Here is a 25,199-nt window from a genome sequence, read left to right as displayed (position 1 = left end):
AATTTTAGGAAGAGCCTCTATGATTATCGTAACGACAACGATAGTCAGGAGGTTTTTATCATGAAAAGAAGAACACTTATAGCTCTGCTGGTTGGTGGAAGCATAATGCTTACCGCCTGCGGAGAAAGTACAAATATAGTCGATGCAAAAGAGAGTGTTAATACCACAGAATCTGTCACAAGTACCGAGACGGATTCTGCACAGGAGGAGGAACTCTTTACGCAAATAATCTTACAGTAACAAGTGCCAGCAAGGCAGCAATAAGATCAGACAGAGGCGGAGGGACACTCGTCGTTGATGGTGGAACTTATACATCTACTGGCTCAAGTGGATGCCCTGCAATATACAGCACGGCAGAGATCACAGTCAGCAATGCCAATTGCATTTCAGAGAATTCCAGAGCAGTTATCATAGAGGGAAAAAACAGCGTTACCCTTAATGACTGTACGCTAACAGGAAACGATCAATCCACCAAAGAAGGAAGTATAAAGGCAAATGTACTTCTCTATCAAAGTGCTTCGGGTGATGCTGATGAAGGTACAAGCGTTTTCACCATGAATGGCGGAAACATGACCTCAAACAGCGGAGCCATTTTCTATTGTACTAATACTGCCAGTACCATAAATCTGAATAATGTAGACCTTACATTGTCAGATGAGGGAAGTCTGCTCATTGTTTCTGCAGGCAGATGGGGGAAAGATGGAAGCAATGGTGGGGATTGTACTCTGAATGCTACCAACCAGGCTTTGGAGGGCTACATAACAGTTGATGAGATCTCAAGCCTTGAGATAAACCTAAGTAATAGCACATATGAAGGTGCAATCAATGAAGCCGGGGATGCAGGAAGTGTGACAGTTAACCTTAAGGGTGGCAGCACATGGACGCTAACCGGGGATAGCTACATATCTGAATTTGATGGAGACCTGGACGGAGTTACTGCCAATGGAAATCATCTATATGTTGGCGGGAAACAGGTTTTATAATAATGATGGTTTTAAAGAGCTTTAAGGCATATGCTTTAGAGCTCTTTTTTGCGTTTGAAATGTTTCAATCGATATAAGTATTTAAAGGCGAACATATGAACAATGATGATTGGATCCATAACGATGATGACAGATACTTTTATGAGAACTATGAGCATAAAGATTATTATGGCAACATGCCAAAGATGCACAAATCAAAGGGCTCTGCATCTGCGATCATATGGATTATTGGAATAATAATAGCAATTACAACATGGGATTCACCAGGAGTACTGGTTATCTATTTCTTATTTGTTTTATCCGGAAAGCTCTCCGGTATGGAATTGAATAAATCGCCACATGAAATATGTGTAAAGAGCAAATAAACGATATAATATACCTACGGCAGTTTTGTCGGAGGTATTATTTTTGTATGGGGAAAGAACAATCCATGCAGCTTGATTTTGGGAATGAGTATTATGGGAGAGACCATTCTTGATAAGGACATTCGAGAGCCCTTGTTTGATTTCTTAGAAGAGTCCTTTGGAAAGATCAGAATAATCGAAGAAAAGACCATGGGTAGGTCCAGGGCAGATATCGTTATGATCACCCCCGATAGCCTTTGGGGCATTGAGATTAAGTCAGATGCAGATACATATGCAAGGCTTTCAAGGCAGGTAAAGGACTATGATAAGTACTTTGATCGCAACATAGTGGTAGTGGGAACCACTCATGCGATGCACATAGAAGAGCATGTACCGGACTATTGGGGTATCATAACCGTGGAAGAGGTAGATGGGCATCTTGATTTCTATATTCTTAGAAGACCTCAAGGCAATCCTAAATGTGATCTCAAGAAGAAATTGTCCATCCTGTGGAGACCGGAATTATATGAGCTTCAGATGTGGGCAGACATGCCTAAATATAAGGAAAAGAGTAAGGATTTTGTCATAGAAAAGATACTTGAAAGGATTCCTGACAAGATCAATGAGGCTGAGCTGAATGAAAAGATTTCCGAGCTTCTATTTGACCGGGATTACAATACTGTGCAGGAGCAGATCAGAGAATACCGCAAGGGAGAGCTCCAAAAGGCCATAGAAAAAGAAACGGATCCTCAAAAGAAGCTGGAACTGATGGTAGAACAGGCATCTAAAGCGAGGAACTTCACAAAAAAGAAGAGAAGAAGGCGTAGAAGATAAAAAGAATCTTCTATATAAAGTAATAGACTCATATGCATTCATGAATTAAGAGTATTGGAGGGATAACAATGGCAACAGCAAAAACAACATCAGCTACAACTGCAAAAAAGACAGCTACAAAAAAGACTACTTCGGCAGCCAAAAAGCCTGCGGCTAAGAAGACAACCGCAAAGAAATCAACATCTACAGGATCATCTGTAAAGATAACAGCAACAGAGAAAAAGCTCCTTGAACTATACAGGGCTGCTGATTCTGATACCAAGAAGGCTGCAATGGCTCTTTTAAAGGGCGAAAAGTCACAGCTTAGCGGTATCCTGGATGAAATTCTTAAGAACAAGACTATCATGAACACGGTGACAAGCCTTTTTAAATAAGGAATAAAGATATATGGCGCTTTATGCACTTGGAGATCTTCATCTTTCCTTTCAGGCAGACAAGCCAATGGATATGTTTGGGAAGGTGTGGAGGAACCACGAAAAGAAAATAGAAAAGAACTGCAATAAGATTCTCACTGATGAAGATACACTGGTCCTGGTTGGTGACCACAGCTGGGGAAGAAAACTAGAGGACTGCAAAGAGGATCTTCAGTTTATAGAGAACCTTCCGGGAAAGAAAGTACTTATCCGCGGAAATCATGACACATTCTGGGATGCAAAGAAGACAAAAAAGCTGAATGAACTATATGCAGGAAGGCTTTTCTTTCTCCAAAATAACTATTATCCATATGGTGACTACGCACTTGTAGGTACCAAGGGCTTTTGCTTTGAAAACATCGGAACAAAGGAACATGCCGACATGCTTGTGGAAAGAGAGGCAAAACGCCTTAAAGAGTCATTTGAAGCAGCAAGAGCTGACGGATATGAGAAGTTCATCATGTTTTTGCATTATCCGCCAACATCGCTTTGGGAAAAGAAGAGCAGGTTTACACTGATGGCAGAGGTATATGAAGCAGAGCAGGTGATCTATGCCCATTGCCATGGAAAAGAAAGGTTCAATGACAGCCTTAAAGGCAATGTAAATGGTGTAAAGTATAGCCTGGTGTCAGGGGATTACCTGGATTTTAAACCACAGCTGATATTAAGGTGAAACAATGAGACTTGATAATGAGAAAGTAAGAAGTGAAAAGCTTTATAGCGTTGGAGATAGATTTTTGAGATCAGACAAGGTGGAAGAAAACAGATGAGTAAGATACTTATTGGCAACTGGCTTATGGTCTTATGTAGCATATTTTACCTGGCGTGGTGGCTTATAGTTTTTAAGCCTCCAGCTCCGAAGGGGAGCCTTGTAGGGAATATACTCTTGATCCTGGCATTTGCTTCAGGAATAAGTGGGCTGTTTTTTACAATAAGGGAGATGGCTGTTCCAACAGGAGAAATGCAAAATAAAGGCATAAAGGGCGTTCTAATCATAGCCTGTGGGATAGTTCTTTATATGGCACTGCTTGCAATGACCAGGATTGTATTCCACAGACAGGTCACATCTGAGCTTTTCATAATTACCGGATGGGTGGTGCTGGAAGCTGCCATTTGTAATTACATGTATGCTCTTGGAGCTTTTTCTGTAAAAGAAGCAGCTATTCTTGCAGTAGTAGTGCTTGTTGCTGGCATAATAAGTCTTATATGCTATGTCCTGTATTATGAGCTTCCATATGTTAAAGGATATATAGACGGATGCTTACCGCTGGTACTAGTGATGATAGTAATGTCAATAATAAATATAATGATTAAGGGAAAAATTCTCGGATGAGAAATAATAGATGTATCAGGTTAATAGCAGGCTTTGTACTTACAGTATGCTTGTTATTTCAACATCGAAGTGTTGTAAATGCACAGCAGGATGAGGAAAAAGAGATTCATGGGATCTACGTCAGTGCCTATGTGGCAGGGACGAAGAATATGATGGATGAAATAATAGAGCATATCGATGAGACCAGCATCAATGCAGTGGTCATAGATGTGAAAAATGATGAAGGAAACATTGTTTTTGACATGGACTCAGAGCTTATTGATGGGCTTGGAGTAGAAAACATTTTAGTTAAAGACATGCCGGGGCTTCTTGAAACCTTACATGAGCACGGCATTTATGTTATCGCCAGGTGTGTTGCTTTTAGGGATCCATTTATTGATGAATTAAAGCCAGAATGGATGCTAAGGACTGCTGATGGGGAAATCTATGAAGACAATAAGGGATTTAACTGGATCGATCCGCGAAATGAAGATGCAAGGAAGTATCTTATAGCGGTTGCACTTGGATGTCAGAAAGCTGGCTTTGATGAAGTCCAGTTCGACTATGTGAGATTTCCGACCGGGATAAAAGAGGAAGATATCGGGATGAATGGGTATGGCAGAAGACATGCCATATATGAATTTGTTCGCGATGCCCATGCGCCTCTAAAAGCAAATAGAATGCCACTGTCTCTTGATGTGTTTGGAACAGTAATAAATTCCAAGGTAGACAGGAATATAGTAGGACAGGAGTATTCATGGCTATCAATGAATTGCGAGTACCTGTCTCCTATGATCTATCCATCCCATTACTATGAGGGAACAATGGGTAAAGACTATCCCGATCTGTACCCTTATGAGACCATAGATGCAGCCATGAAATATTCTGCCACAGAGCTTGCAACAGTCAATCCAAATGGAGACAGGATTCAGGCAAAAGTACGTCCATGGCTTCAAGGCTTTACGGCTTCTTATCTAAAGAACTATAGGAAGTATGGCGTAGAGGAAGTGAAGGATCAGATAAAAGCAGTAAATGACAATGGAGTGTATTCCTGGATCATATGGAATCCCAGCTGCAAGTACCAATGGGAAGCATTTAAGAATGAATGATTGGAGTTACTACCTGTGGAACAACAAAAACTCTTTTACAACATATGCAATGACCTGTGGGCATTTGCCAAAACGCTTGATAAAAACAGGCAGGAAATGACAGATGAAGACTGGACAGCAGCCCTAGGGCTTATGGAAAAGACTGCAGAAAAGTATAAGAGTCTGGGAGATCGTGAGTATGACCTAGCATATTCAAGTATGATGAATATTATGGATTATATTGAAAAAACATAAAGGCAAGTGTCTTGTAATCTATTGTTGTAGCCAGCTATAGGTAGGTCTTATTTGACGTGGTACATTAACTGTACTACGCTTTATATGTACTGGAGGATTGAATGGTATCCAAGCATTTTAAAAAGCCTAGGCATAAAACTGCCTGGGCTTTTTAAGTGTCCATTTTCATAAATGATGCCAATAAATGATCTTTCGGGAGCCCGATTTTTCGGGCTTCCTTTTTTGTACATTGGCAACCTTGATGTAAAAATTTTTCACCCAGCTTGCCATTTATGGTCGATTTTTCATGGAGTTTGCCAATGATAGGAGATTTTACATGAGTTTTGCCAAAGATGGGCGAAAATAAATAAACTTTTACACATAAAAGCGTAGATTAAATATCAATATTATGTTAATCTCGATTTATGGGAAAAGAAAAGCACCACTTATTGCAGCATGTTTTGACGGACGCGCAGCAATTTGTGATGCCAGGTTACAGTAGAGTTGCAGCCATCTGGCAAATGGCTGTGACCACTTTCTGTACACAAATCGTACCATACCCCAGGTTATTTTTCAATCAAATCTACGAGATATAACAAATATTTAATTGTTATAGCGTCTTTTGGGGTATATTCCATCTTTTCCTGGATAGTTACAAGCCAAAACAGAATAGAGGAGGTCTTTGTGAAGTATAGGTTTACTGTACCTTTAGAAGAACCAAGAAGCAAATCGTACATGAAGAGCTATCATGTATGCTTCAGCAGAAAGCTTGCACGCAAAATCTCTGCGCTTGGACAGCTCCAGTTTGACAACCTGTTATGCCTTGAGATGGACCACCGGGTGCTTTGGTACTGCGAAAGGCCGCTGAAGCAGAAATATCATGTTGATGGCAGAGGGATAACAGTCTGCCCGTCGGTCTATGTTGTTTATGCGGATGGAACGGATGCATTCCAGCTTGTCATCTCAAGGCCGGATGAGAGCAAAGCAGTTGATGAATTCAGCCTGTGGGGAGTGAGCGCTAATGAACACATTGAGATCCTTGGTCATAAGGATATCTATAAGGGACCATTCTGGATGCGGAATATATCATATCTGCTTGGAAAGGCCAGACGCATACATGGTATCGATGCAGGTGCAGATGATGCTTTTCTAAGGTACCTGTCCATAAAAGGCCCCATGACCATAGGCCAGCTCATAACAGCAGGAAGGATCACATCCTCATCAGGATTTGACTATCTGGCAGACCTTTATTTTAGGGGAGCCATTTCTTTTACCGGTATTGAGGACAAACAGATCTCGTATAAAACGGAGGTGCATTGTAATGGCGAACAGAAAATTTGACCGCACAGAGCTCATGGATATCAGGGTGATATGGCCGGAGCCTTTGGCGGAAGCAATGTCTGCGGAAAGAAAAGCTCTGTATGAAGCCCGTAAAAGAGCCGTTGACATGTACATAGATGGTGAGACGCTTGAGGAAATCAACAGCAAGACCGGGATAGATAAGAGCCATATCGTCAAATATGTCTCTAAGTGCTACTCAAGGGACGGAAACGGCAATTTTACTGGCTATGCAGCTCTCTGCCCCTGGAAAAAAACAAAGGGAACAGGCGATAAGGAAGGTGTGGCTTCGAACGGAAGATTTTTAAAGCTCCTTGAATGCCATGAGGAACTGATTCCTTTCATTGAGGGAAACTATTTTGGATATGAAAAATATACCCTTGAAAAGAACATGAGCCTTACAAGGCTCCACGGCAGGTTCGTGTCTGAGTGTCTTAAGATCGGCATAGGGCCTGATGATTATCCCTTAAATACGGCGTCTAAAGGATACCAGGCATTGAGGCGTTATGTGAAATCACTTGAGGCGGGGTGCGTAAAACTTGCGAACAGAAGGACTGATGAGGACTCAGCAAGGAAAGCCGCCAGTACCGGATATGGTGAGAATTACAGTCCGTCTCCTGTTGCTCCTTTTTCCTGCGGCCAGATAGACGGGCATAAGATCGATCTTTTATATATTACCCAGATAGAGCTGGACGATGGAACAGAAGTAAATGATGTGTGTGAAAGATGCTGGTTTCTGCCTGTTATAGACGTGGCGACCAGATGTATCGTCGGCTATCACATGAGCCAGGAGACAAACTATAACCAGCACGACATCTGTAAAGCTGTAAAAAATACTATCCTCCCTCACAGGAAGATGAATTATACCCTTAAAGATCTTGAAAATAAGGATATGGACGGATTCCCATCATCAAGATATCCGGAGCTTGAGTATGCCATGTTTGATGAGATCATGCTTGATAATGCGAAGTCCCACCTGACTGATCATGTAATGGATACATTTACTGAAAAGCTGGGCATTACATTAAACTATGGAGCAGTTTCAACGCCTGAGACCCGGGGTATAGTCGAGAGATTCTTTAAGACCATAGAAATAAAGGGGTTTCATACACTTCCCGGGACAACCGGCAGTAACAGCAGGGATATCAAGGCTAAAGATGCCAGGAAGCAGGCAATAAAATATGGCATCACATTTGATGAAGTATGCCAGATCATGGAGTACCTCATCTGTGAGTATAACAATACTCCTCATAGTGCGCTCCTCAACAGGACTCCGCTGGAGGTAATGGGAGAGCGTCTGGAACAGGGGATGCTGCCCCATATAGCTTCGGACATGGAAAAGAAGGAAGCTGACAGGATGCTCTTTTTTGACAAAGAGGTTACTGTACGCGGCAGCATAAAGAGTGGAAAGAGGCCACATATAAACTATCTTGGTGCCAGATACCGCGGGGATATTTTATCTGTGAACTATGAGTTTCTGGGAAAGAAGCTCTTTCTTAGGATCGATCCCGATGATATATCCAGCATTGAGGCATACAGCGAAGATTGTGATTATATCGAAAAGATACGGGCCGTAGGAGAGTATGGGCATAAGAAACACTCGATCGTCACCAGAAAGCTGGCCATAAAGTACGCAAACGCAAATAAGAAAGAACATTCGGACTTTGAAACCCCGCTGACTGATCTGGAACAGAGCCTTAAAAAGAGGGCGGCAAAGAGCAAAAAAGCCAGAACGAGAGTGGATATAATGCAGCGGGAGCAGGATGCCAAAAAGAAAGGCCCAGGCAGAAAAAAGAAGGCAGAGCTTATACCGATTGATCCAAAGGCCCGGGAAAAAGACAGGGCTCTCGATCCAAAAGTACAGGACATGACGTCAGAAGAGACCTGGATACATATGCTGAGCAATAAGGAAAGGAGGTCCCTATGATAACCGAGAGTATCTACGAAGACCAGCAGGCCATCACAGCTGCGGCAACGATTTCCTACATGCAGTCTGCAAGCTTCCATATAGCAACAAACAGTATCTTTGAGCTTTTGTACAAGATAAACGGATGGCTATTATCCGGTGTGTGCGGAGCAATGATATATGGCAGGTCACGAATAGGCAAGACATCAGCCATTGCATATATTGTGGACGCACTCCACGTAAGATACGGCAAGGAATTCCCAATAATCGTATGGTCGCTTACAGAACATGGCACCAAGGCCACTGATAAAGCATTCTATGCCGGTATACTCAATGTTCTTGGGATAGATATCGGAAAGTATAACCGCATAACAGCACTGGAACTGAAGATAAAGGTCATCAATTACATTGCCATAAAGGCTGCAGAAACGCCGTTCTTTAAGGCGGTCCTTATAATTGATGAGGCATATAAGCTGGATGGTGATGAGTATTACTGGCTGATGGATATATACAACACCCTGCGTCTTCAGCACCAGGTACAGCTGTCGATCTTCTTTGTTGGCACTCCTCAGGAGATGCTCAGCACAAAGAATGCTTTCATACTTCAGAAAAAGAGCCAGATAGTAGAGCGGTTCTTCCTCAACGAGTATAAGTTCTGCGGAATAAGAAATTGCGAAGAGCTGTCATACTGCCTTGCGGAACTGGATAAGATCAAGATCCACGAAGCACTCCCTATTGACAGCAACGTAGGGCTTGCGGAATTCTTCTTCCCATACGCATATGCTGACAAAAAGGCAACATTCCTTAGTATAGCTGGAGACTACTGGGATGCATTCAATGAGGTGAAGATCAAATATTCTATCAGCGTTGAGGACATACCTATGCAGTATTTCATGCAGTCGTTCCTGCAATGTCTCATTTCATACGGCACAGGCGGTATAGGGCCACAGTATTTCCTTAGAAAGAAGGATATCGCACTTGCGATAGAAGTCACAGGATATGGGAGGATAAGTTCAGATGAGTAATATGACCATGATAAAAGATATTCCGGATCCGGCAGGTAAGCCTAAATACATGTGGAAGAAAGAATGGGTAAGGCCTCATGAATCCCTGTGGTCAGTTATGAGAAATTTCAAGATAGTAAATGGCCAATGCAGCTACAAAGAAGCTCTGAATCTTCTGGACATTGGGCCACTTACATCCAGAAAGCAGGATTTCCAGCCAGATGGTGAGTTTGTCATCTATTCCAGATATACTATTAAAGATAACTGGAGAGACAATATAAACAAGATGCTTCTGCCAGAGGATTATCACGCAGATATGGCTCCATTATCAAAACTTATGAAATATGCGCCAAGGCTTATTACACGGAAATTCTTTTATTGCCCGGAATGTATGAAATCAGGCTATCACTCATATCTGCATCAATTGTCAGGAATAAGCAAATGTCCGTTCCATCGTGAAGAAAAACTGATCATGGACTATCGCCAAACATATATATGGGGAGAAGATGAGCGTTTTAATTATGATTTTAAAGATGGGGTGTATCTAGAGCGTATCGTCACCATGTCTGTTGGATATGAACTTACTAATGAAAAAAGTCTAGAAGCAGGCCAGCTTCCAACACACTGGAAAATGTCGTCGAATTTATATGAGGAGATGGGCAGCATCAAGATTTATGATGAATATGAGAGCTTGGTAGCAGCATCTTCTTCGTCACCATTTATTAATTCAGACATATCCGGAGGAAGATTTTTTATTGAGGATGCCCGACGAAAGCCTTTTGTAGCCATCTATGACAGACAGTCCGTTGACTTACAATCCTGGAGCAATCTGATAAATGAGTGTGATCTTTATGGGATAAAAACTGATGACATTGAGTACAATGTCAGGTATCGGTTTGATCATTACAGAGTATTAGAAAACCTGATACTTTACACCATTGCCAGAAGATTTATTGAAGGGATGACGCTTGATGAAGTAAGAAGATCCGAGGGGGTTTTGATAATGGGAGGTAAGATACTAAAGGCCAGCAGTAAGGATGCCAAAGTTATGTTCCTGTGGGATTATATTGGCTGCAAACACCTTCATGGATTTTTGTCCATGAGAAGCTTTGATGACTTCAATGTTGAGGATAATAAATATGCTCTGGAAAAAAGGTACTGCGCTCAGAACCTCCTGTCACCATCCTTTATTCGTAAATATGGATTAGCAGCCGCCATGCACATATTGGAAGATCATTTCAAATTCTGTTATTTCGCGTTTTTCAGGAATTTGTCCTATGAATTGAAATGGAATAGAAACGGAGTCGGAATGAAGGATGAACTTGAACTATTCCAGGTTCCAACATATCTCACCGAAGAAAAGGGTGGACAGATTTACATTTACAAAGAAGAGTGATATTTTGAAAAGCAGCCGTAATGGCTGCTTTTCATCATTCTGTATCTATACCTTTTAGAAACTTTTTTTGATCGCGTTTTGCATAACATACACCGATCACCTGTACTGCAGCGTTCTCTACATCGATCCAGAAATAGACCAGGTAATTCTTTACCTTGATCTTTCTGACGCCTTCACTGTGCCAGAGCTCTTGCTCAACAAGGAACTGCCTTTCGGGATTCTGTGAGATTGTTTCAAATACTTCATCCAGATCATCCACCACAGGTATCGTATATCCCCGGTGCTTTATTTTTTTAATTGTTGGCAGGGGACATATGATGCAATCTGAGTCCATAGATATGTTTCCCCAAATAGGTATACGTATTAAAAAAAAATAAAATTTTTCTATTAAACGTCAAAATATTACTTTTTTATCGGATAATTAATGTGTACGTATTATTTACAGCAATGGAGAAAAACATATGTGGTTAATAATTGCTTTATTCTCAAATATCCCCCTCCTACTGATAGGTTGGATACTCATGTCCATTGGGTACTTCCTGGTGCTCAAAAAGGCAGGTTTAAAGAAATGGACAGCTGTGGTGCCATTTCTTGCAGAGCGGGAGCTTTCAACTGTTCTGTTTAAGAGAATGCGAACCTTCTACAGATCCTTTGCAATAGCGGCGATTCTTATGCTCGGAGCCATTTACTTAGGGCCTAAGGAGAGCAAGGGCTGGATGTTTACCAATATCGCAGCAATAGTTTATGAGTTATTCTTAATACGTTTTTATTTCAGGCTCTCAAAGGCATTTGGCAAAAAGAAATTTTTCACGCTTTTACTGGTTCTTTTCCCGGTAGTCTTTCTTCCTGTTTTAGGGCTTGGAAAGGCCACTTTCGCGCGTCCTGACCTTGGACCTGTAAAGCAGCATGGAAAAGTAGTTGGATTCCTTCTTAAAGCCGGACTTGTAGTTGTGTCTGTTCTTGAGATTGGAATCTTCGTTTTTATAGTTGGTAAACAGTCTGTGAGTACTACACCGCCTTCTCTTTTGATTTATAAGCAACTAGATGAAATTAGCAGCGCCCTTAGTGGTATTGAAGGAAACTCAGATGTAATAAAAAGAGAGGATTACCTTGGTTCTGCAAGGATTAAAGAGTTTGATCCAAGTAGAGAACATTTTTACACAGACTATTCAGAAGCTCAAAATGTAGTGGTTCTTACTTATGTAATAGGATCCAACCTTGAGGACAAGGCGGGACTTGCTTCCCTTAATTTAAGGCAGATAAAAGAGTCAACAAAGCAGGGAGATGGAGTCACATTTGTCATGCAGGCAGGCGGCTGCGGCAGATGGTTTACAAAAGGAATAAAAAATGAAACCGTGGCCAGATATGAAATAAAAGGTGGCAATCTCACCATGGTAGAGGACGTGCCTGATGATATATGTATGAGCCGGGAAGAAGCTCTTTCAGATTTTCTTACCTGGGCAAAAGAGAAGTACCCGGCTGACAGATATATGCTGTTATTCTGGGATCATGGCGGCGGAGTATTCATGGGGTATGGTCAGGATGATCTGAATAAGAGACAAGAAGGTAACGGCACGATGCCGGTCAGCGAGCTAATCAGCGCAATAGATAATAGTGGTATCAAATTTGACCTTATTGGGTTTGATGCCTGCCTGATGCAGGACATCGAAATTGCCGCTGCACTTGAGCCTTATACGGATTATTATCTTGCATCTGAAGAAGTTGAGGGAGGCTGCGGATGGTACTATGTATCACCTTTCGGTAAGCTTGCTCAGGATCCTACTATGCCAACCGAATCCCTTGCTACTGATATTATTTCTTGTTTTGATCAGCTTAATACTGCTGTAGCAGATGGAAAAACTGATACAAGATCAACACTTTCATTAATAGATACATCCCTGGCAAAACCAGCATATGCTAAGCTTAGCGGCCTATTCGCTAAAACAGATGACGCAGTAAAGAACAGCAAAAAGGATTTTGCGGATGTAGCAGTAGCAGCTAATGATGCATATGCATTTAGCAGTGACCTTCAGATTGACCTAATAGACTTTTTGTCTAAGCTGAAAGAAGCAGATTATGACAATACCATTGCTGCAGATGAAGATATTGATGAGGTAATAGATTCAGTCAGAGTCAGTATCTTATATAGGAATAAGAATTCTGCAGACGGCATAAATGGTGAAGCATTTGCATTCCCGTATAAATTCACGTTTGCCTACACAGATACCAGAAAGCAGCTTGTGGCTTTAGGAAATGAGAATGAATACAGGCTCTATGATGATGCATTTAGTATCATGGCAGCTCAGAAGAAAAAGGCAATGGAAAGCGAGGAATACGTTTCCAACGCTCTACTGGAAACCCTTTTATCTTCATCCAGTACTACAGAAATGTTAAGTAATCTCGTCATAAAAATGCAGGATGACACACAAGAAGAATGGTATATAGAAGGCTTTGAAGATTATGACAACAGCGAGGCACTTGTGGATATTCCTTTGAGCAAAGAAGGTGAAGGGTACAGTCTAGAGCTAGATGAGAGTATTTGGGAAATCATAGCTGACTGTAAGACTAATCTTTATCAGGTAGAAAATGCTGGTGAAATGAAGTATCTGGGATCAAGCCATTTTGGCAAAAATGATTCAAAGGGCCATCCAATGGTTGGTGTCACAGGAAATTGGGTCTATATTGGTGGTGAGCTTGTAAGCTACGATGCAGAGCCTGTAAAAAAGACGGATGAGGGCTATGTATATAATGGAAGAGTAAAAGCAAAGCTTGCCGGTGAAGATATTATTCTATACATTGAGTGGAATCCTGTTCAGAATGAAGGCGATCTACCGACAGAAGGAACTATTGTCGGATATGACAACAGCTTCTCTGAAGCTGTAGGAGCGATCCTTGATTCAAAGGGAATGGGAAAGCTGGAGGCCGGAGACACTCTGCAGTTTGTATTTGACAGATACACACAGGATGGTGAGCTAACAAGCTCTACAACAGAAGGAAGGCCTGTTGTTGTACCAGCTAGCGGCAGTCCGAAGGTTGAATTCAAAGCAATAGAGGATGGTGACTATATAATTGGCGGAGTTTTAACTGATGTATATCAGAGAAAGATGACTTCAAAGATAGTAAACGTGCAGTAAAAAGTTAGGATATTTAAAATAATATAACAATGTGTAAGGAGAGTCTCAAGCATGGAAAGACAACAGAAGATCATTAATCACAAAATTTTTAATGAACACTGGTTTATTGGATCCATATTGCTTATTATCTGGGGGTACCTTTTTACATACTTTATCTCAGTTATAGTGGCGGTAATTTTGGGAAATGTGATTCCGCTTCCGAAAGAAGAGATCATGTATATAGGGATGATACTTGGAGCATTATTGACTTTACTTGTTCATAAAAGGTGGTTTTATCCTGAGTATGAGGGTTCCCTAAAGACAAAAGATCTTAAAAGATGGTTAATTACAGGCTTAATTATCCTTGTTATCGTGCTGCTTCCTGATATTATTACTTCGCTTATTCTAAAAACTAATTTGGGAGCACCGACTCTTCACTCTGTACTAATGGCAGGTGTTGCAGGAACTGTTGAAGAGACCGTTTTCAGAGGACTTCCTGTGTCATATCTGATGAGGCAAAATAAAAAGAAGTCACATATAATATGGATAGCAATAGTGACTTCTTTGATATTTGGATCAGTTCATGGTTTCAATTTTTTTGCCGGTGCTACACTTCTGGCGGCGCTTTTACAGGTTATTTCAACCAGTACAGCAGGATTTTTGCTCTGTGCACTATTTATCAGGAGCGGAAGTTTACTTCCTTCAATGCTCATGCATACAATAAATGATGTTTATGCTTTTATGAATTTGGATCTGGTTTCTGAAGCTGGAGTAATGGAAGGCACTTTAAAAACCTCTGATATAGTTCTCAATATGATTCTATCTGTTTTACAGATCATTATTGCGATATATCTTTTACATCCATCGGCATGGGATGAAATTATGGAAACCTGGAACCGGAAATGGGGTAAAGAGAATTAAATCGTGATAGAGTAGGAGGCGGTGGCTAACCGCCGTCCTCTCACAACACCGTACGTACCGTTCGGTATACGGCGCTTTCAATAGTTGACGTGCACAGACTGATAGGCTGTGGCTAAATCATAGAAGCCACTGCTTATCAGTCTTTCTTTTGACATAGCTCGCTTCACCGCAGAAAGGTTGGAGCAGAACCAATGTCCTTTACGGCAATTCGCCGCCATGTGTGCATAGTACTCTGGTATACCCATCCGAATCAGATTTCTCTTCTTAGTCTTAGGCAATTTCCATTGTATCCATATGCACATGCGTATTCTGTGATAGAGCCATCCATTGATGTCATCTAAGTTGTTCTTCATGCTGGCAATCCCATAATAGTTAAGCCACCCTCTAGCATATGCCTTGATTTTCTCTAGGCTTGGCTTGATGGACTGTACAGACTTACGGGAAGATAAGTCTTTCAGCTTGGACTTAAACTTCTTCCATGACTTTGGATGAACTCGGACATATATGCCACTTCCGTTCCTTCCCAATGCAAAGCCAAGGAATTTAAAATTTCGGATTGCAAACACACTTACAGTACGGCTTTTCTCTCGGTTAACTGTAAGTTTTAGTTTCTCTTCAAGATATCTCGTACTACTTTCCAAGAGTCTTTCCGACGCCCGCTTGCTTTTGGCAAGGAGAACTATGTCATCCGCATATCTGATGCAGGGAACACCTCTCTTTAGAAACTCTTGGTCGAACTCATTGAGGTAGATGTTCGCAAGTAGTGGCGATAGGTTACCACCTTGGGGCGAACCTTCCTCTGTATCAATGACCACTCCGTCTTCCATAACTCCACTTTTCAGATAGCGCTTTATGAGCTGTACCACACGTTCGTCCTTCACATTCTTTCGGAGAAGATTTATAAGGATTTCGTGGTTCAGAGTATCGAAATACTTGGATAAATCAAGCACCACCGCAAATGTGTATCCTTGCTCTGCGTACTCTTTGACCTTTAGTATGGCTCCTTTTGCATCTCTGTTTGGACGGTAACCATAGCTTCCATCCGCAAACAGTGGTTCATAGATAGGCACTAACTGTTGGGTTATTGCCTGCTGGAGTGTACGGTCTATCACGGTAGGTATGCCAAGCTTACGCACACCACCATCTGGTTTTGGGATCTCAACTCGCCTGACCGGCGACGGAGTGTACTTTCCACGAAATATACGGTCGGTTAGCTCCTGTTGATGTTCCTTGAGATAAGGAAGTGCCTCTTCGATAGTCATGCCATCAATTCCTGCCGCTCCCTTGTTTGCCTTTACTCTCTTGTACGCTCTGTTAAAGTTGTCTTTATACAGTATCGCTTCTAAAAGTTTCGGCTGTGCACTGTCTCTTTCTTTCCATATCCGATTGAATGACCTACGCGCTTTCGCATACCCTTCATGTTCCGCATTATCTCTTTGCGAACAGCCATTGTTTTCAATGTTTTCTGCCATAAATGGTCATTCCTCCTTTCTCGGTCATACTCAAGACTCCTATTGATTTGGTCCTTCGCCTCTTGGCTACTATGACCTCTGCTGACTTCTGTGCGTTCAGCACCGCCTCGTTTCCTTGTACAGTGGTTACTCCTTTCAGAGCATTTCGCACAGACCTCCCTAGGTACCACACGTTTCTTCCTCTCCATCCGTCTGCCTCATCTATCATGCATGATTCCGTGTAGTTATCGGGCTTCGGCTTGATATGCAGTCTTACCCTCATGCATGACCTCTTATGAGATTTCTGTTCGTCAGACCAGAGATTTGCCCGTGAGTTAGTATGTTCCTCACATCCGGCTTCCTTCAGATTCCACCTCACGATGGACACCCTTGCCTTCGGCTATATCCTTCCCACTACCGGGCGGATTCGGGACTTTAACCCGTTAGAAACGTGCGCCGCTAGGCGCACATAAATATAATGCGCCGAACGAAAGTTCGGCGCATTGCTTTTAATTCCAGATTTCAGTTGGCTTTTTATTATTTTTGCTTCCCCATAGATAAACTGCAATGCTGCTTAATATTATAAGTGCTATAGCTACAATTGTTGCTTCAACACCAAATCCTACGTTATATGCAAAACTATCCATGGCTGTAGATGCATCTAGTTTAAAGATTGAAACCGGCGATACGTTACCACTGTTTGGAAGTCCAAATATAATGTTCTGGGTGAAATTCCAGGCTGCATGTGCTGCCATAGGCATCCATATTGAATCGCAATAATAAACCATAAGTGAATAGAGAAGTCCAACAAAAAAAATACTAAGAAGAGCAAGTGGAGACACTCCCGGATTAACTGCATGCAGCAGTGAAAACAGCAGAGCATTTCCTACAACCGCTATAGCAGGATTTTTATATCCCCTTCTTAGTCTCTGATACAGAAAGCCCCTGCAAAGTAATTCTTCTGCGCTGGACTGAATAAATACAACTATAAAAAGTGGTATTACCTGCAATAGATTTAATGAATCAAAATAAATATGGATATCTTTATGCAGCAAAGCCACCATAATGCAAAATGCATTTTGAGCAAAACCAATTAAAAGACCTAAAAGCAGGTATTTCACTGTATTTCCTTTGCAAAAAGGTGTTAAAGCATTAATTATTGGTCTGTTTTTTTTGGTAAAATAGCAATAAAGTAAAGCTATAATCCATATTCCCAGGAAGGTTAAATATTGTTGAAATATTGTTAGAAAATCAACATTGTTATCGTTGATAATCGGTTTCAATAAAATATTAGTGATTACGAGAAATCCCGTCTGCCCGACAAACATCATCACAATTGTCACTATAAGCGGAATAAGAAAGAAATCATTCCATTTATACTGATCCGTGTGCAGGTTCTTAAAAAAGTTTTTCTGTTCGTTGCTTCTTTCTGCCATATTAAGGCCCTCTCTTTCAAGTGAATCATTCTATATATAATTGTAACACATATTACCGTTTAAATATAAAGGTTTTCCCGTCTAGATAAACGCAACTAAACTTTTAAGATGTTTTAATTAGCGCAATTTAGCAGAAATATCATTGCACAAAATTCCTCTTTTGTGATATGCTATCTATAGGAGGCGCAAAATGGGTGAGAATTCAGCATATTACAATTCCCTGAAGCAAAAACGCAGGCAGGACACAGAGAATATTAAATCATCATTACCTCAGCATGTGCACGGTTTTGTAGACGAATGCCTGTTGAGATATCAGCCAAGTACTGCATTTAACTATGCACAGGATATTCTGTTTTTCTATAAATATTTGAAAGAAAAGAATCCTATCTGTAGAAATCTTGAACTGCGAAACATTCCTTTTGAAGTAATTGAAAATCTTAGACCGCAGGATATCAATGAATTTCAAAATTATGTTGCTTCAGGCCATAAACCGGACAAAACAGGCAATATAAAGCCAGCTAATGAGCGTGCAATTGCCAGAAAAATGGCTGCTGTTAGGAATTACTTCAAATATCTGGTTAAATACGACTATCTTAATGCAGATCCAACGATTAAAGCCGTTGTAAAAAAGAAAGATCCGGAGAAAAAAGATATTCGGAGGCTCGATTCAGAACAGGTACAGAAGCTTATTGATTCTGTAGAAAATGTTAATTCTGCCAGCTATCACTCAAGAGTAATGTCTGAGATCACCGCAAAGAGAGACTTGGCTATCGTAACTCTTCTTTTAAATACCGGAATCCGTGTGTCAGAGTGTGCCGGACTAGATCTTGCAGATGTCAATTTCAATGAGAATTCCATTACGATTGTAAGAAAAGGTGGTTATGAGGATCATCTTTATATAAATGAAGTAATAAGGAACACCTTGAAGGATTATATAAAAAACGAGCGTACTACTCTATTAGAAGGCGCTGAAGACCAGGCTCTTTTCATATCTCTAAAACATAGACGTATGTCTATAAGAAGCATCCAGCATATGATTGAGAAATATGGCAAGAACACCGGCCTTTCCCAAAAGCTCACGCCTCATAAGCTCCGCAGGACCTATGGCACAGCGCTTTATAACAAAACAAGCGATATATATATGGTAGCTGATGTCCTTGGTCACAATGATGTTAATACCACAGTCAAACATTATGCGGCAATTGAGGAAGAACATAAGAGACAGGCATCACAGGTCGATGTTTATGCTCCAGATCCGGATGAAAAAAATCGACTATGATTGGCAAAAGTGCTGTAAAAACGCCTATGGTTGGCAAAATCCATGAATAAAATACGCTCATCATTGGCAAAAACAATGATAATTCTCCCATCGTTGGCAATATAGATGAAAAAAATAAGCACTCTTCAGATAAAAAATGTCATCTGAGAGTGCTTTTCTACTCTATTGGCAAACTTCTTGTAAAGGAGTTGGCAAAAGTTATGTAAATGGACAAGAGGCGCTTAAGCGATTTACTTAAGCGATTTAGTGCACCACTTTATCACTGCGTTAAATCCCAATTTAATGAAATTGTACGCAATATAGTGGTGCACAATATACTGCGTGAATCCGTTAACCCGGTTTAAACAAAACCTGAACAATCCTTTAAGATAAAAGAGAAAAAAGCCGGATACTTTTACATGACCACTAATGCCTTTTTGTTACATTGAAATACCTATAATGTTGTATTAGGTGTCTGAGAATACTACCTAAAGATAAACTGCTGTGGAATCGATACTATTTGCACCGCCTTTTCTAAAGCTTGATTATCCCAGATACTGTAAAACCCTTTTTATCCATAATACAACATATTGGGATATCCTGAATATAAGGCAAGTCTAGAAAAAGAGATTCGGGATGCCTCAGATAAAATAGCAGAAATAAAACAACATATCAAAGAGCTCCCTGGAGCAAAAGACATTGAAGAATTACAACAGTCCTTAGAAATCGCTCAAGAAGACCTTGAGTCATATGATGGATTCGACTTTTTCAAAAGATCAAAAAAGAAAAAAGAGATCAATGAACTTTCCACCAAAATAAATGCATTAACTAGCGCCATAGAGCAGCCTGTATCCACCCTAAATGAACAGATTGCAGAACAAGAAAAGAAAATAGCACATGCAAAAGAACAATTAAACAAGAACTACGAATGGTAGTACAAGAAAAAAGCTCTGGGCCCTCTGATTCACCTACATTGGGCCGAGTTCTTATATTCATGCTGCGTTTTTCAAACTTGTATCCATACTGTCTTTGAACTCAACAAATCTGTAATATAAAAGGTCAACTCCCAGATTACACTAATATTCTATTTCAAGCATATCAAGAAGCTTTATAAACGTATCTTGTCCATCAAGACAGGTATCTGTCAGCCAGCCTTGTTCATTTCTCCATTCCTTGAGGCCCCTATAGTAATAGTTTTTCTTAGAATCCTCAATGATGAACGGGATGATATTGTGTCTAAGGCACTCCTTTAAAGCCACAAGCCTGCCCACTCTTCCGTTACCATCCTGGAATGGATGGATATATTCAAATTCAGCATGGAGAGCAATTATATCTTCCACAGTGACAATTTCTTTTGCATTATACTCTCGCAAAAGTGCCTCCATATGTTTATGAACTTCGGAAGGCTTTGAGGTTTCTCTGCCACCAACAACATTAGCCCGCTTTTTATAGTCCCCAACTGCAAACCAGGATAGCGTCGAATCCTTTGTGTCATGCTTTATTATGTAGTGCAGTTTTTTGATTATATCCTCTGACAGCTCTTCCTCTGCTATATCTATCACATAATCTATCGCACGGAAGTGATGCACTGTTTCAAGGATATCATCAACGGGAACACCATCGCCAATATCAACTGTATCTGTTTCAAAGATATGTCTTGTCTGATCTTCTGAGAGCTTGCTGCCTTCAATATGATTAGAATTATATGTCATTCTTACCTGCAGCTCATGGTATAGTCCCCCGGGAAGCTTTATTTCTTTTTCCTCTCGAAGCAACTGCAGGATCTTATTATCAGATACAGTTTTCATTAAAGAATCAGGACTTTCCCCCAGAAACTCTGCAATCTTTATTATGCTTTTCGATGACAACTTTTCGCCCTTTGCAATTTTAGCTACAGTTCTAGTAGACAAGCCAAGCTTAGTAGAAAGCTCTGTTTTGCCAATTCCCTTTTCCTTAAGTGCCCGCTCAAGACCTTCGTATGAAATCATATCAAATATGCCTCCGTCATCTTTACTTATTTTACATTCCCATCCCCCAAAAGTAAAGATATCAGAAGCTATTTGCCACAAATGTAAAGCAATGCAAGCTTTCCAGTTATTCGGAAGCCATTCCATATTTTAGGGATATATCACATCGTACTTTAGGGGCTAAATCGACTACCCAAAGTCACAGTTTTGTTTCTCTATAAGAAAAAGGACTTCGGCATCTGAGAGCGACCGAGTCCTTATATTCATGCTGCGTTTTTAGAACTTGTATCCATACTGTCTTTGAACACAACAAATCTATCATAAATATATTCAGTGCTTAGATTAAGGACCATATTAAGTCCCGTCACAAGATATTCATTCCAATGCAGATTTTCTACTAGAATATTACCGCCGATTGTAGTTACAGGTGTAAAAACCGCATAGAATAGTGCCACTTTTAACATCGCTATTGGAACATTGTTAGCGCTTTGGAAGGTAAACTTGCGATTCAGTGTAAAATTCCACAAAACCGACAGTATCAAAGCTGTCAGATAGCATGGCCAATATGGAAATGGCGTAAGCTCTGTAAGTAGCGAAAAGCTCACTATCTCAATTATTCCAGCAGAAATGGAAAAGAAAACAAACTTAATTACTCTTACAATCTCTTTTTCCTTCTCCCCACTCATGTTCTTCCTCCGATTATTCTATGAACCTAATTACATGGATTTGATAGTTAATGGCCTTATAATTTTCAAGCCGTGGTTTTGGTGCAGTTCATTTCTCAAACACAATGCTTCCAGGCATAGACGGATGATCAAAAATGACCAAATCTGAACTAGATGATTTGTACTTAAGAAGCCCATGGACAATAAGCATGTCGCCACCTGCAGCAATAATCATCATAAGCCCTATCAGTAAAATAAGCATAGATCCAACAATCATACCCACAACGGTAGGTATTATGCCAAGTATGATAAGAGGCATAAGAGCTCCTAAGATATAATGATTCTTTTTGAGGGGTGTGCTACACGTGCAGTATGGCGTGAGGACCTGCCATTTAATGCCATATTCAATGTCTTTAAACCCATTCTCACAAAACAGGCTCCAGGTTAGCCCGTGTATGAATTCATGTAAAGCAATTAGTACAAGTAAGACCACTGCTATAAGCAGCGGAAAAAAAGGTTTCGCCATCATTGCGTTGTCAAAGACATTGTAATCCGGATGTATCACAAAAAAGAGTATCACTGCCAGAATAATTAAAGGAACTGCAATAAGGATTGTCACAACGTTAGCTTTTATAACCCCAATGGTAAGATTAGTCCTCTTATATCCCTTATCCTGAAGATCTGCTGCTATCTTCTCAAAATGTGCTTGCCTTCTTTCCTCTGCAGGAGTTAGTTTTATGTGTTTTTCTTTTTCTTCTAATTTCCCCATGTTATCTTCCATTAAGTATTATTTTAATGACTATATTATGAATCAACTAATCCATTATATGAAAAAGAAGCCTTAATGTCACATAAAACATCAAGCTTCCTACATACCCCTATATTTCAATAAAACTATAAAGCTTATTAAATCCTCCAACAATACTTCTTCCATACACTTTTACTCATCCGCGTTCGTTTTCTTTTCTGAAAAGCCATAGTCTGTAATCTCGCATATTGCACCATTAGGTATTACGCAGACTACTTTTGCCTTCGCTTTTTTCCCGATGCGATCATAAAGTCTTCCGGCGCTGTAGGTATCTCTTACCTTGGTGTGATAGTTGTTTGCTACATATCCCACCTGAAGGCCTTTGAACTTGACCATAATTGCATCCTGATCCCAGGTATTATCTGGTTCTTTCTTGAGCTTGAGACTCATACCTTTCTCCAGAAGGTCTGTTCCAAGATAGTGCTGGCAACCAGTAAGAGTAAAAAGTATCTTAGACTTATTTTCTCCTTTCCATCCGGCATGTGGTTTATACCGCTAAAATAGGGCCCTCAAATGAAAAACTCAGCGCTACTACTACGATGTTAAAAACATTGTTTAGTATCAAGTTTGGAAACCCTTCTTTTTATGGATCATCACAATGATTGCAGCAATCACAAAAACTGAATTGCTTACTATTGTCTGTCTAAGATTTCCTCCAGTGCTTGATGCTCTATCAGCAATAGATTTCCCAGCTATTAGTCCGTACTTCGATAGTGTCATAAAATCCAAAGCAGCATGAAGAATAATCATTCCAAGTAGATTCTGCCACTTAACATATATTGCACACATCAATAATCCAAACATTGTATTAGCAAGAACCTGAATCAATGTCGCCTTAATATTCCCGTTCGCAAAATAGTTTTGAAAATGATATATCCCAAAAAACAGTGCTCCCAATACTACGGATAGTACAGCTCTCTTTCCCATCCGTCACCGACATCTGTATCATGTCTGACAAAAAGGAAATCACAGAAGTCACCATCCTGGCATAGCGTCTTTGTCCTTATAAAATCTGTATAGTGGAGCTGACCATAATTGATGATATCTGCTGATGGCTACCATTTTTTCAGGTATATACTTTTTCGTATAGCCTCATTTCTTTTCATATCCGGTCATCATGGTGATGATAAAGCATATTACTGTTGCCCATGCAAAAAACTTATGCCATTTCATGAACTGTTTTCTCCTTTCCTCTTGTGAGCCTTTCTGGTATTCCAGTCTGATTTCTTCACCTGAGTGGACGTATCTCAGCTGACTACCCATGATGCAGCGCATCGATTCATATGCCTTTATTCCTGTGCAATGACAGGTATAAAATGTTGTCCGGTACTCTTTAAGCCTTTTTGCAGTATCAATGATCTCGGTGATCTCATCATCCGTGTAGCCAGACTTCTTCATCAGATGGAATCCGCTGATAACAGCATCAGGCTGGGATCCATATTTTCTTTCATATTCACCAAGGATATTCAGGATCCCGTTGTGCGCGCATCCCGATATGAGGATTTTCCTGTTTCCCTCGGTGACAACTACATGCTGCTCATGCCTGAATTCATCCTGTATATATGAGTCGTCCACTTTTTCTTTTAACCTGGAATTGCTAAAAGGTCGTTTAATAGCAGGCTCATCCATCACAAAAACAGAAATCTCTTCATCAATTACCTGATCCCCATCAAGTAATTTAACCTGCGGAAGGTCTGCAATTTCCTTATCAATTCCAATATAACGATACCGATCTTGCCCTTCCCTCTCACCATCATCAGAGTAATAATTCCCCGCCGCAAGGCGCTGCATGTAAATGTAAGCATGCTGATTCATTTGGGCAAAAGAAAGTATCCCACCCGAATGGTCATAGTGACCGTGGCTTAATATCACCATATCTACTGCGTCAAGATCAATTCCCAGCTTCTTCGCATTTTCAAGCGTCTCTTCAGATGGCCCAAGGTCAACAAGTAACTTATGTTTTCCCGTTTCAATATAAAAAGATAGTCCATGTGCAGCTGTGCATCCGCGCACACCTTCAGTATTCTCAATGAGATTTACGATCCGCATAATCCCTCCCAGCATAGCTTTGTATTAGTCCTAGCTAACATTATAATCTAATACAGCACCACAGTCTATTGTCATGCCCCTCATATCCCACGCATATATCCTGGATCTGCGAGATCATGGCATATCCGCCGCCAAACCCTTTTGTGAATGCTGCAATATGTGCCACATGTTGGATGATCCAGAATAGAAAGAACACTATCATTCCCGGCAAAAGAAAGTATTTACCAAATTTCACTGCTGCATCTACTGCAATCTCCGGGGCAGCATCGTTCATATACTTGTAAAAGAAGCATGTGGACAAACACGGGACATGCACTCCACATCCCGCGAAAGCCAATACCCCAAGTATTCCTGTTCTATAAATATGAGCATATTTCTGTGATTTAGGAACAATCAGCCTGTACACTCCAAAATAGCAAAGTGCCTCAAGCGGAATACCTATGAATCCCAGAAATGCTGACCAAAACATTCTGGTATCCGATAATTGCAAATATGCTGACAAGAACCATTCCATACCTGTTTTAGAGGAATCATGCATCCCATAACCTATAAGCACATCTCCCACAAGCACCATGCATGCGGCAAATATGCCTATCCGCATAAGCTTCTCTATCCTGTTCCAGTCTAACTTGTCATCAATTCCGATGTCATTAAACTTATCCATACATTCCGCCCTTAA

At 40.6% G+C, this 25,199-nt stretch carries 28 protein-coding genes; 17 read left to right on the top strand and 11 right to left on the bottom strand.

Features of this window, described 5'->3' with window-relative positions:
• Positions 1–60 precede the first annotated feature (60 nt).
• The 13 genes from BO18_RS33860 (at position 61) to BO18_RS30915 (ending at position 10,852) form a co-directional block, all read left to right on the top strand.
• Positions 61–240: a hypothetical protein gene (locus BO18_RS33860; RefSeq protein WP_051689345.1), complete on the top strand. Its 180-nt coding sequence runs from the start codon at positions 61–63 to the stop codon at positions 238–240.
• Positions 241–554: 314 nt separating this feature from the next.
• Complete coding sequence (locus BO18_RS33855) at positions 555–983, top strand: hypothetical protein (RefSeq protein ID WP_051689344.1); 429 nt, start codon at positions 555–557, stop codon at positions 981–983.
• Between the two features lie 95 nt (positions 984–1,078).
• Complete coding sequence (locus tag BO18_RS30965) at positions 1,079–1,348, top strand: hypothetical protein (protein WP_034452794.1); 270 nt, start codon at positions 1,079–1,081, stop codon at positions 1,346–1,348.
• Between the two features lie 93 nt (positions 1,349–1,441).
• Positions 1,442–2,161 carry a sce7726 family protein gene (locus BO18_RS30960; protein WP_034452792.1) on the top strand — a complete coding sequence of 240 codons (720 nt, stop codon included), beginning with the start codon at positions 1,442–1,444 and terminating at the stop codon, positions 2,159–2,161.
• Positions 2,162–2,229: 68 nt separating this feature from the next.
• Complete coding sequence (locus BO18_RS35300) at positions 2,230–2,535, top strand: hypothetical protein (protein ID WP_051689343.1); 306 nt, start codon at positions 2,230–2,232, stop codon at positions 2,533–2,535.
• Between the two features lie 13 nt (positions 2,536–2,548).
• Positions 2,549–3,247: a metallophosphoesterase gene (locus tag BO18_RS30950; protein ID WP_034452790.1), complete on the top strand. Its 699-nt coding sequence runs from the start codon at positions 2,549–2,551 to the stop codon at positions 3,245–3,247.
• Between the two features lie 93 nt (positions 3,248–3,340).
• Positions 3,341–3,907, top strand: coding sequence for a hypothetical protein (locus BO18_RS30945; RefSeq protein ID WP_034452786.1), 567 nt, complete (start codon positions 3,341–3,343; stop codon positions 3,905–3,907).
• Positions 3,904–4,995 carry a putative glycoside hydrolase gene (locus BO18_RS30940; RefSeq protein WP_051689342.1) on the top strand — a complete coding sequence of 364 codons (1,092 nt, stop codon included), beginning with the start codon at positions 3,904–3,906 and terminating at the stop codon, positions 4,993–4,995. Before BO18_RS30945 ends, BO18_RS30940 begins: the two co-directional genes overlap by 4 nt.
• 15 nt (positions 4,996–5,010) lie before the next feature.
• Positions 5,011–5,229, top strand: coding sequence for a hypothetical protein (locus tag BO18_RS30935; RefSeq protein WP_034452783.1), 219 nt, complete (start codon positions 5,011–5,013; stop codon positions 5,227–5,229).
• A 663-nt stretch (positions 5,230–5,892) separates the two neighbouring features.
• Positions 5,893–6,549: a hypothetical protein gene (locus tag BO18_RS30930; protein WP_185752650.1), complete on the top strand. Its 657-nt coding sequence runs from the start codon at positions 5,893–5,895 to the stop codon at positions 6,547–6,549.
• The gene (locus tag BO18_RS30925) at positions 6,530–8,473 is read left to right on the top strand and encodes a DDE-type integrase/transposase/recombinase (RefSeq protein WP_034452780.1); all 1,944 of its coding nucleotides are present in this window, start codon (positions 6,530–6,532) and stop codon (positions 8,471–8,473) included. Before BO18_RS30930 ends, BO18_RS30925 begins: the two co-directional genes overlap by 20 nt.
• Positions 8,470–9,477, top strand: a complete 1,008-nt coding sequence (locus BO18_RS30920; protein WP_034452777.1) for an ATP-binding protein — start codon at positions 8,470–8,472, stop codon at positions 9,475–9,477. The genes BO18_RS30925 and BO18_RS30920 overlap by 4 nt, the downstream gene beginning before the upstream one ends.
• Positions 9,470–10,852, top strand: coding sequence for a hypothetical protein (locus tag BO18_RS30915; protein WP_034452775.1), 1,383 nt, complete (start codon positions 9,470–9,472; stop codon positions 10,850–10,852). Before BO18_RS30920 ends, BO18_RS30915 begins: the two co-directional genes overlap by 8 nt.
• Before the next feature lie 34 nt (positions 10,853–10,886).
• On the opposite strand, the gene BO18_RS30910 is transcribed toward BO18_RS30915, so the two are convergent.
• Positions 10,887–11,186 (bottom strand): type II toxin-antitoxin system RelE/ParE family toxin, encoded by a 300-nt coding sequence (locus BO18_RS30910; protein WP_051689341.1) that lies wholly within the window; start codon positions 11,184–11,186, stop codon positions 10,887–10,889.
• 127 nt (positions 11,187–11,313) lie between these two features.
• Here BO18_RS30910 and BO18_RS30905 point away from each other — a divergent pair, with 127 nt between their 5' ends.
• Both BO18_RS30905 and BO18_RS30900 read left to right on the top strand, forming a co-directional pair.
• Positions 11,314–13,986, top strand: coding sequence for a clostripain-related cysteine peptidase (locus BO18_RS30905; protein WP_034452773.1), 2,673 nt, complete (start codon positions 11,314–11,316; stop codon positions 13,984–13,986).
• Between the two features lie 51 nt (positions 13,987–14,037).
• Entirely contained in the window at positions 14,038–14,886 is an 849-nt protein-coding gene (locus tag BO18_RS30900; protein ID WP_034452772.1) for a CPBP family intramembrane glutamic endopeptidase, read from the top strand.
• A gap of 77 nt (positions 14,887–14,963) precedes the next feature.
• On the opposite strand, the gene ltrA is transcribed toward BO18_RS30900, so the two are convergent.
• From ltrA to BO18_RS35400, 3 genes are all read right to left on the bottom strand, one after another.
• A complete protein-coding gene (gene ltrA / locus BO18_RS30895; RefSeq protein ID WP_034443583.1) occupies positions 14,964–16,358 on the bottom strand; it encodes a group II intron reverse transcriptase/maturase in 1,395 nt (464 codons plus the stop codon).
• Positions 16,342–16,716, bottom strand: coding sequence for a hypothetical protein (locus BO18_RS35885; RefSeq protein WP_242856505.1), 375 nt, complete (start codon positions 16,714–16,716; stop codon positions 16,342–16,344). Before BO18_RS35885 ends, ltrA begins: the two co-directional genes overlap by 17 nt.
• A gap of 130 nt (positions 16,717–16,846) precedes the next feature.
• On the bottom strand, positions 16,847–17,773 hold the full coding sequence (locus BO18_RS35400; RefSeq protein ID WP_207643597.1) for a CPBP family intramembrane glutamic endopeptidase: 927 nt from the start codon (positions 17,771–17,773) through the stop codon (positions 16,847–16,849).
• 190 nt (positions 17,774–17,963) lie between these two features.
• On the opposite strand from BO18_RS35400, the gene BO18_RS30880 reads away from it, so the two are divergent.
• Both BO18_RS30880 and BO18_RS30875 read left to right on the top strand, forming a co-directional pair.
• Positions 17,964–19,052, top strand: coding sequence for a tyrosine-type recombinase/integrase (locus BO18_RS30880; protein WP_051689340.1), 1,089 nt, complete (start codon positions 17,964–17,966; stop codon positions 19,050–19,052).
• A gap of 569 nt (positions 19,053–19,621) precedes the next feature.
• The gene (locus BO18_RS30875; protein WP_034452770.1) at positions 19,622–19,966 is read left to right on the top strand and encodes a hypothetical protein; all 345 of its coding nucleotides are present in this window, start codon (positions 19,622–19,624) and stop codon (positions 19,964–19,966) included.
• A 141-nt stretch (positions 19,967–20,107) separates the two neighbouring features.
• On the opposite strand, the gene BO18_RS30870 is transcribed toward BO18_RS30875, so the two are convergent.
• From BO18_RS30870 to BO18_RS30840, 7 genes are all read right to left on the bottom strand, one after another.
• Complete coding sequence (locus BO18_RS30870) at positions 20,108–21,019, bottom strand: Fic family protein (protein ID WP_034452768.1); 912 nt, start codon at positions 21,017–21,019, stop codon at positions 20,108–20,110.
• A gap of 242 nt (positions 21,020–21,261) precedes the next feature.
• On the bottom strand, positions 21,262–21,684 hold the full coding sequence (locus tag BO18_RS30865; RefSeq protein ID WP_034452765.1) for a GtrA family protein: 423 nt from the start codon (positions 21,682–21,684) through the stop codon (positions 21,262–21,264).
• Between the two features lie 88 nt (positions 21,685–21,772).
• Positions 21,773–22,432, bottom strand: coding sequence for a DUF3267 domain-containing protein (locus BO18_RS30860; RefSeq protein WP_034452764.1), 660 nt, complete (start codon positions 22,430–22,432; stop codon positions 21,773–21,775).
• 171 nt (positions 22,433–22,603) lie between these two features.
• Positions 22,604–22,921 (bottom strand): HIRAN domain-containing protein, encoded by a 318-nt coding sequence (locus BO18_RS30855; RefSeq protein WP_034452762.1) that lies wholly within the window; start codon positions 22,919–22,921, stop codon positions 22,604–22,606.
• 111 nt (positions 22,922–23,032) lie between these two features.
• Positions 23,033–23,398 carry a CPBP family intramembrane glutamic endopeptidase gene (locus tag BO18_RS30850; protein ID WP_034452761.1) on the bottom strand — a complete coding sequence of 122 codons (366 nt, stop codon included), beginning with the start codon at positions 23,396–23,398 and terminating at the stop codon, positions 23,033–23,035.
• A 165-nt stretch (positions 23,399–23,563) separates the two neighbouring features.
• Positions 23,564–24,520, bottom strand: coding sequence for an MBL fold metallo-hydrolase (locus BO18_RS30845; RefSeq protein WP_066738537.1), 957 nt, complete (start codon positions 24,518–24,520; stop codon positions 23,564–23,566).
• Between the two features lie 40 nt (positions 24,521–24,560).
• Positions 24,561–25,184, bottom strand: coding sequence for a DUF6796 family protein (locus BO18_RS30840; RefSeq protein ID WP_051689339.1), 624 nt, complete (start codon positions 25,182–25,184; stop codon positions 24,561–24,563).
• Positions 25,185–25,199 lie beyond the last annotated feature (15 nt).

It is taken from the genome of Butyrivibrio sp. AE2032, from assembly GCF_000702965.1.
Note: the sequence above shows the minus strand (reverse complement) of the source record. Positions and strands in the feature narration are given on the sequence as shown.

Coding starts and splice junctions, on each gene's coding strand:
- BO18_RS33860 (WP_051689345.1), top strand. CDS start 61: ATGAAAAGAAGAACACTTATAGCTCTGCTGGTTGGTGGAAGCATAATG.
- BO18_RS33855 (WP_051689344.1), top strand. CDS start 555: ATGAATGGCGGAAACATGACCTCAAACAGCGGAGCCATTTTCTATTGT.
- BO18_RS30965 (WP_034452794.1), top strand. CDS start 1,079: ATGAACAATGATGATTGGATCCATAACGATGATGACAGATACTTTTAT.
- BO18_RS30960 (WP_034452792.1), top strand. CDS start 1,442: ATGGGAGAGACCATTCTTGATAAGGACATTCGAGAGCCCTTGTTTGAT.
- BO18_RS35300 (WP_051689343.1), top strand. CDS start 2,230: ATGGCAACAGCAAAAACAACATCAGCTACAACTGCAAAAAAGACAGCT.
- BO18_RS30950 (WP_034452790.1), top strand. CDS start 2,549: ATGGCGCTTTATGCACTTGGAGATCTTCATCTTTCCTTTCAGGCAGAC.
- BO18_RS30945 (WP_034452786.1), top strand. CDS start 3,341: ATGAGTAAGATACTTATTGGCAACTGGCTTATGGTCTTATGTAGCATA.
- BO18_RS30940 (WP_051689342.1), top strand. CDS start 3,904: ATGAGAAATAATAGATGTATCAGGTTAATAGCAGGCTTTGTACTTACA.
- BO18_RS30925 (WP_034452780.1), top strand. CDS start 6,530: ATGGCGAACAGAAAATTTGACCGCACAGAGCTCATGGATATCAGGGTG.
- BO18_RS30920 (WP_034452777.1), top strand. CDS start 8,470: ATGATAACCGAGAGTATCTACGAAGACCAGCAGGCCATCACAGCTGCG.
- BO18_RS30915 (WP_034452775.1), top strand. CDS start 9,470: ATGAGTAATATGACCATGATAAAAGATATTCCGGATCCGGCAGGTAAG.
- BO18_RS30910 (WP_051689341.1), bottom strand. CDS start 11,186: ATGGACTCAGATTGCATCATATGTCCCCTGCCAACAATTAAAAAAATA.
- BO18_RS30905 (WP_034452773.1), top strand. CDS start 11,314: ATGTGGTTAATAATTGCTTTATTCTCAAATATCCCCCTCCTACTGATA.
- BO18_RS30900 (WP_034452772.1), top strand. CDS start 14,038: ATGGAAAGACAACAGAAGATCATTAATCACAAAATTTTTAATGAACAC.
- ltrA (WP_034443583.1), bottom strand. CDS start 16,358: ATGGCAGAAAACATTGAAAACAATGGCTGTTCGCAAAGAGATAATGCG.
- BO18_RS35400 (WP_207643597.1), bottom strand. CDS start 17,773: ATGGCAGAAAGAAGCAACGAACAGAAAAACTTTTTTAAGAACCTGCAC.
- BO18_RS30880 (WP_051689340.1), top strand. CDS start 17,964: ATGGGTGAGAATTCAGCATATTACAATTCCCTGAAGCAAAAACGCAGG.
- BO18_RS30870 (WP_034452768.1), bottom strand. CDS start 21,019: ATGATTTCATACGAAGGTCTTGAGCGGGCACTTAAGGAAAAGGGAATT.
- BO18_RS30865 (WP_034452765.1), bottom strand. CDS start 21,684: ATGAGTGGGGAGAAGGAAAAAGAGATTGTAAGAGTAATTAAGTTTGTT.
- BO18_RS30860 (WP_034452764.1), bottom strand. CDS start 22,432: ATGGGGAAATTAGAAGAAAAAGAAAAACACATAAAACTAACTCCTGCA.
- BO18_RS30850 (WP_034452761.1), bottom strand. CDS start 23,398: ATGGGAAAGAGAGCTGTACTATCCGTAGTATTGGGAGCACTGTTTTTT.
- BO18_RS30845 (WP_066738537.1), bottom strand. CDS start 24,520: ATGCGGATCGTAAATCTCATTGAGAATACTGAAGGTGTGCGCGGATGC.
- BO18_RS30840 (WP_051689339.1), bottom strand. CDS start 25,184: ATGGATAAGTTTAATGACATCGGAATTGATGACAAGTTAGACTGGAAC.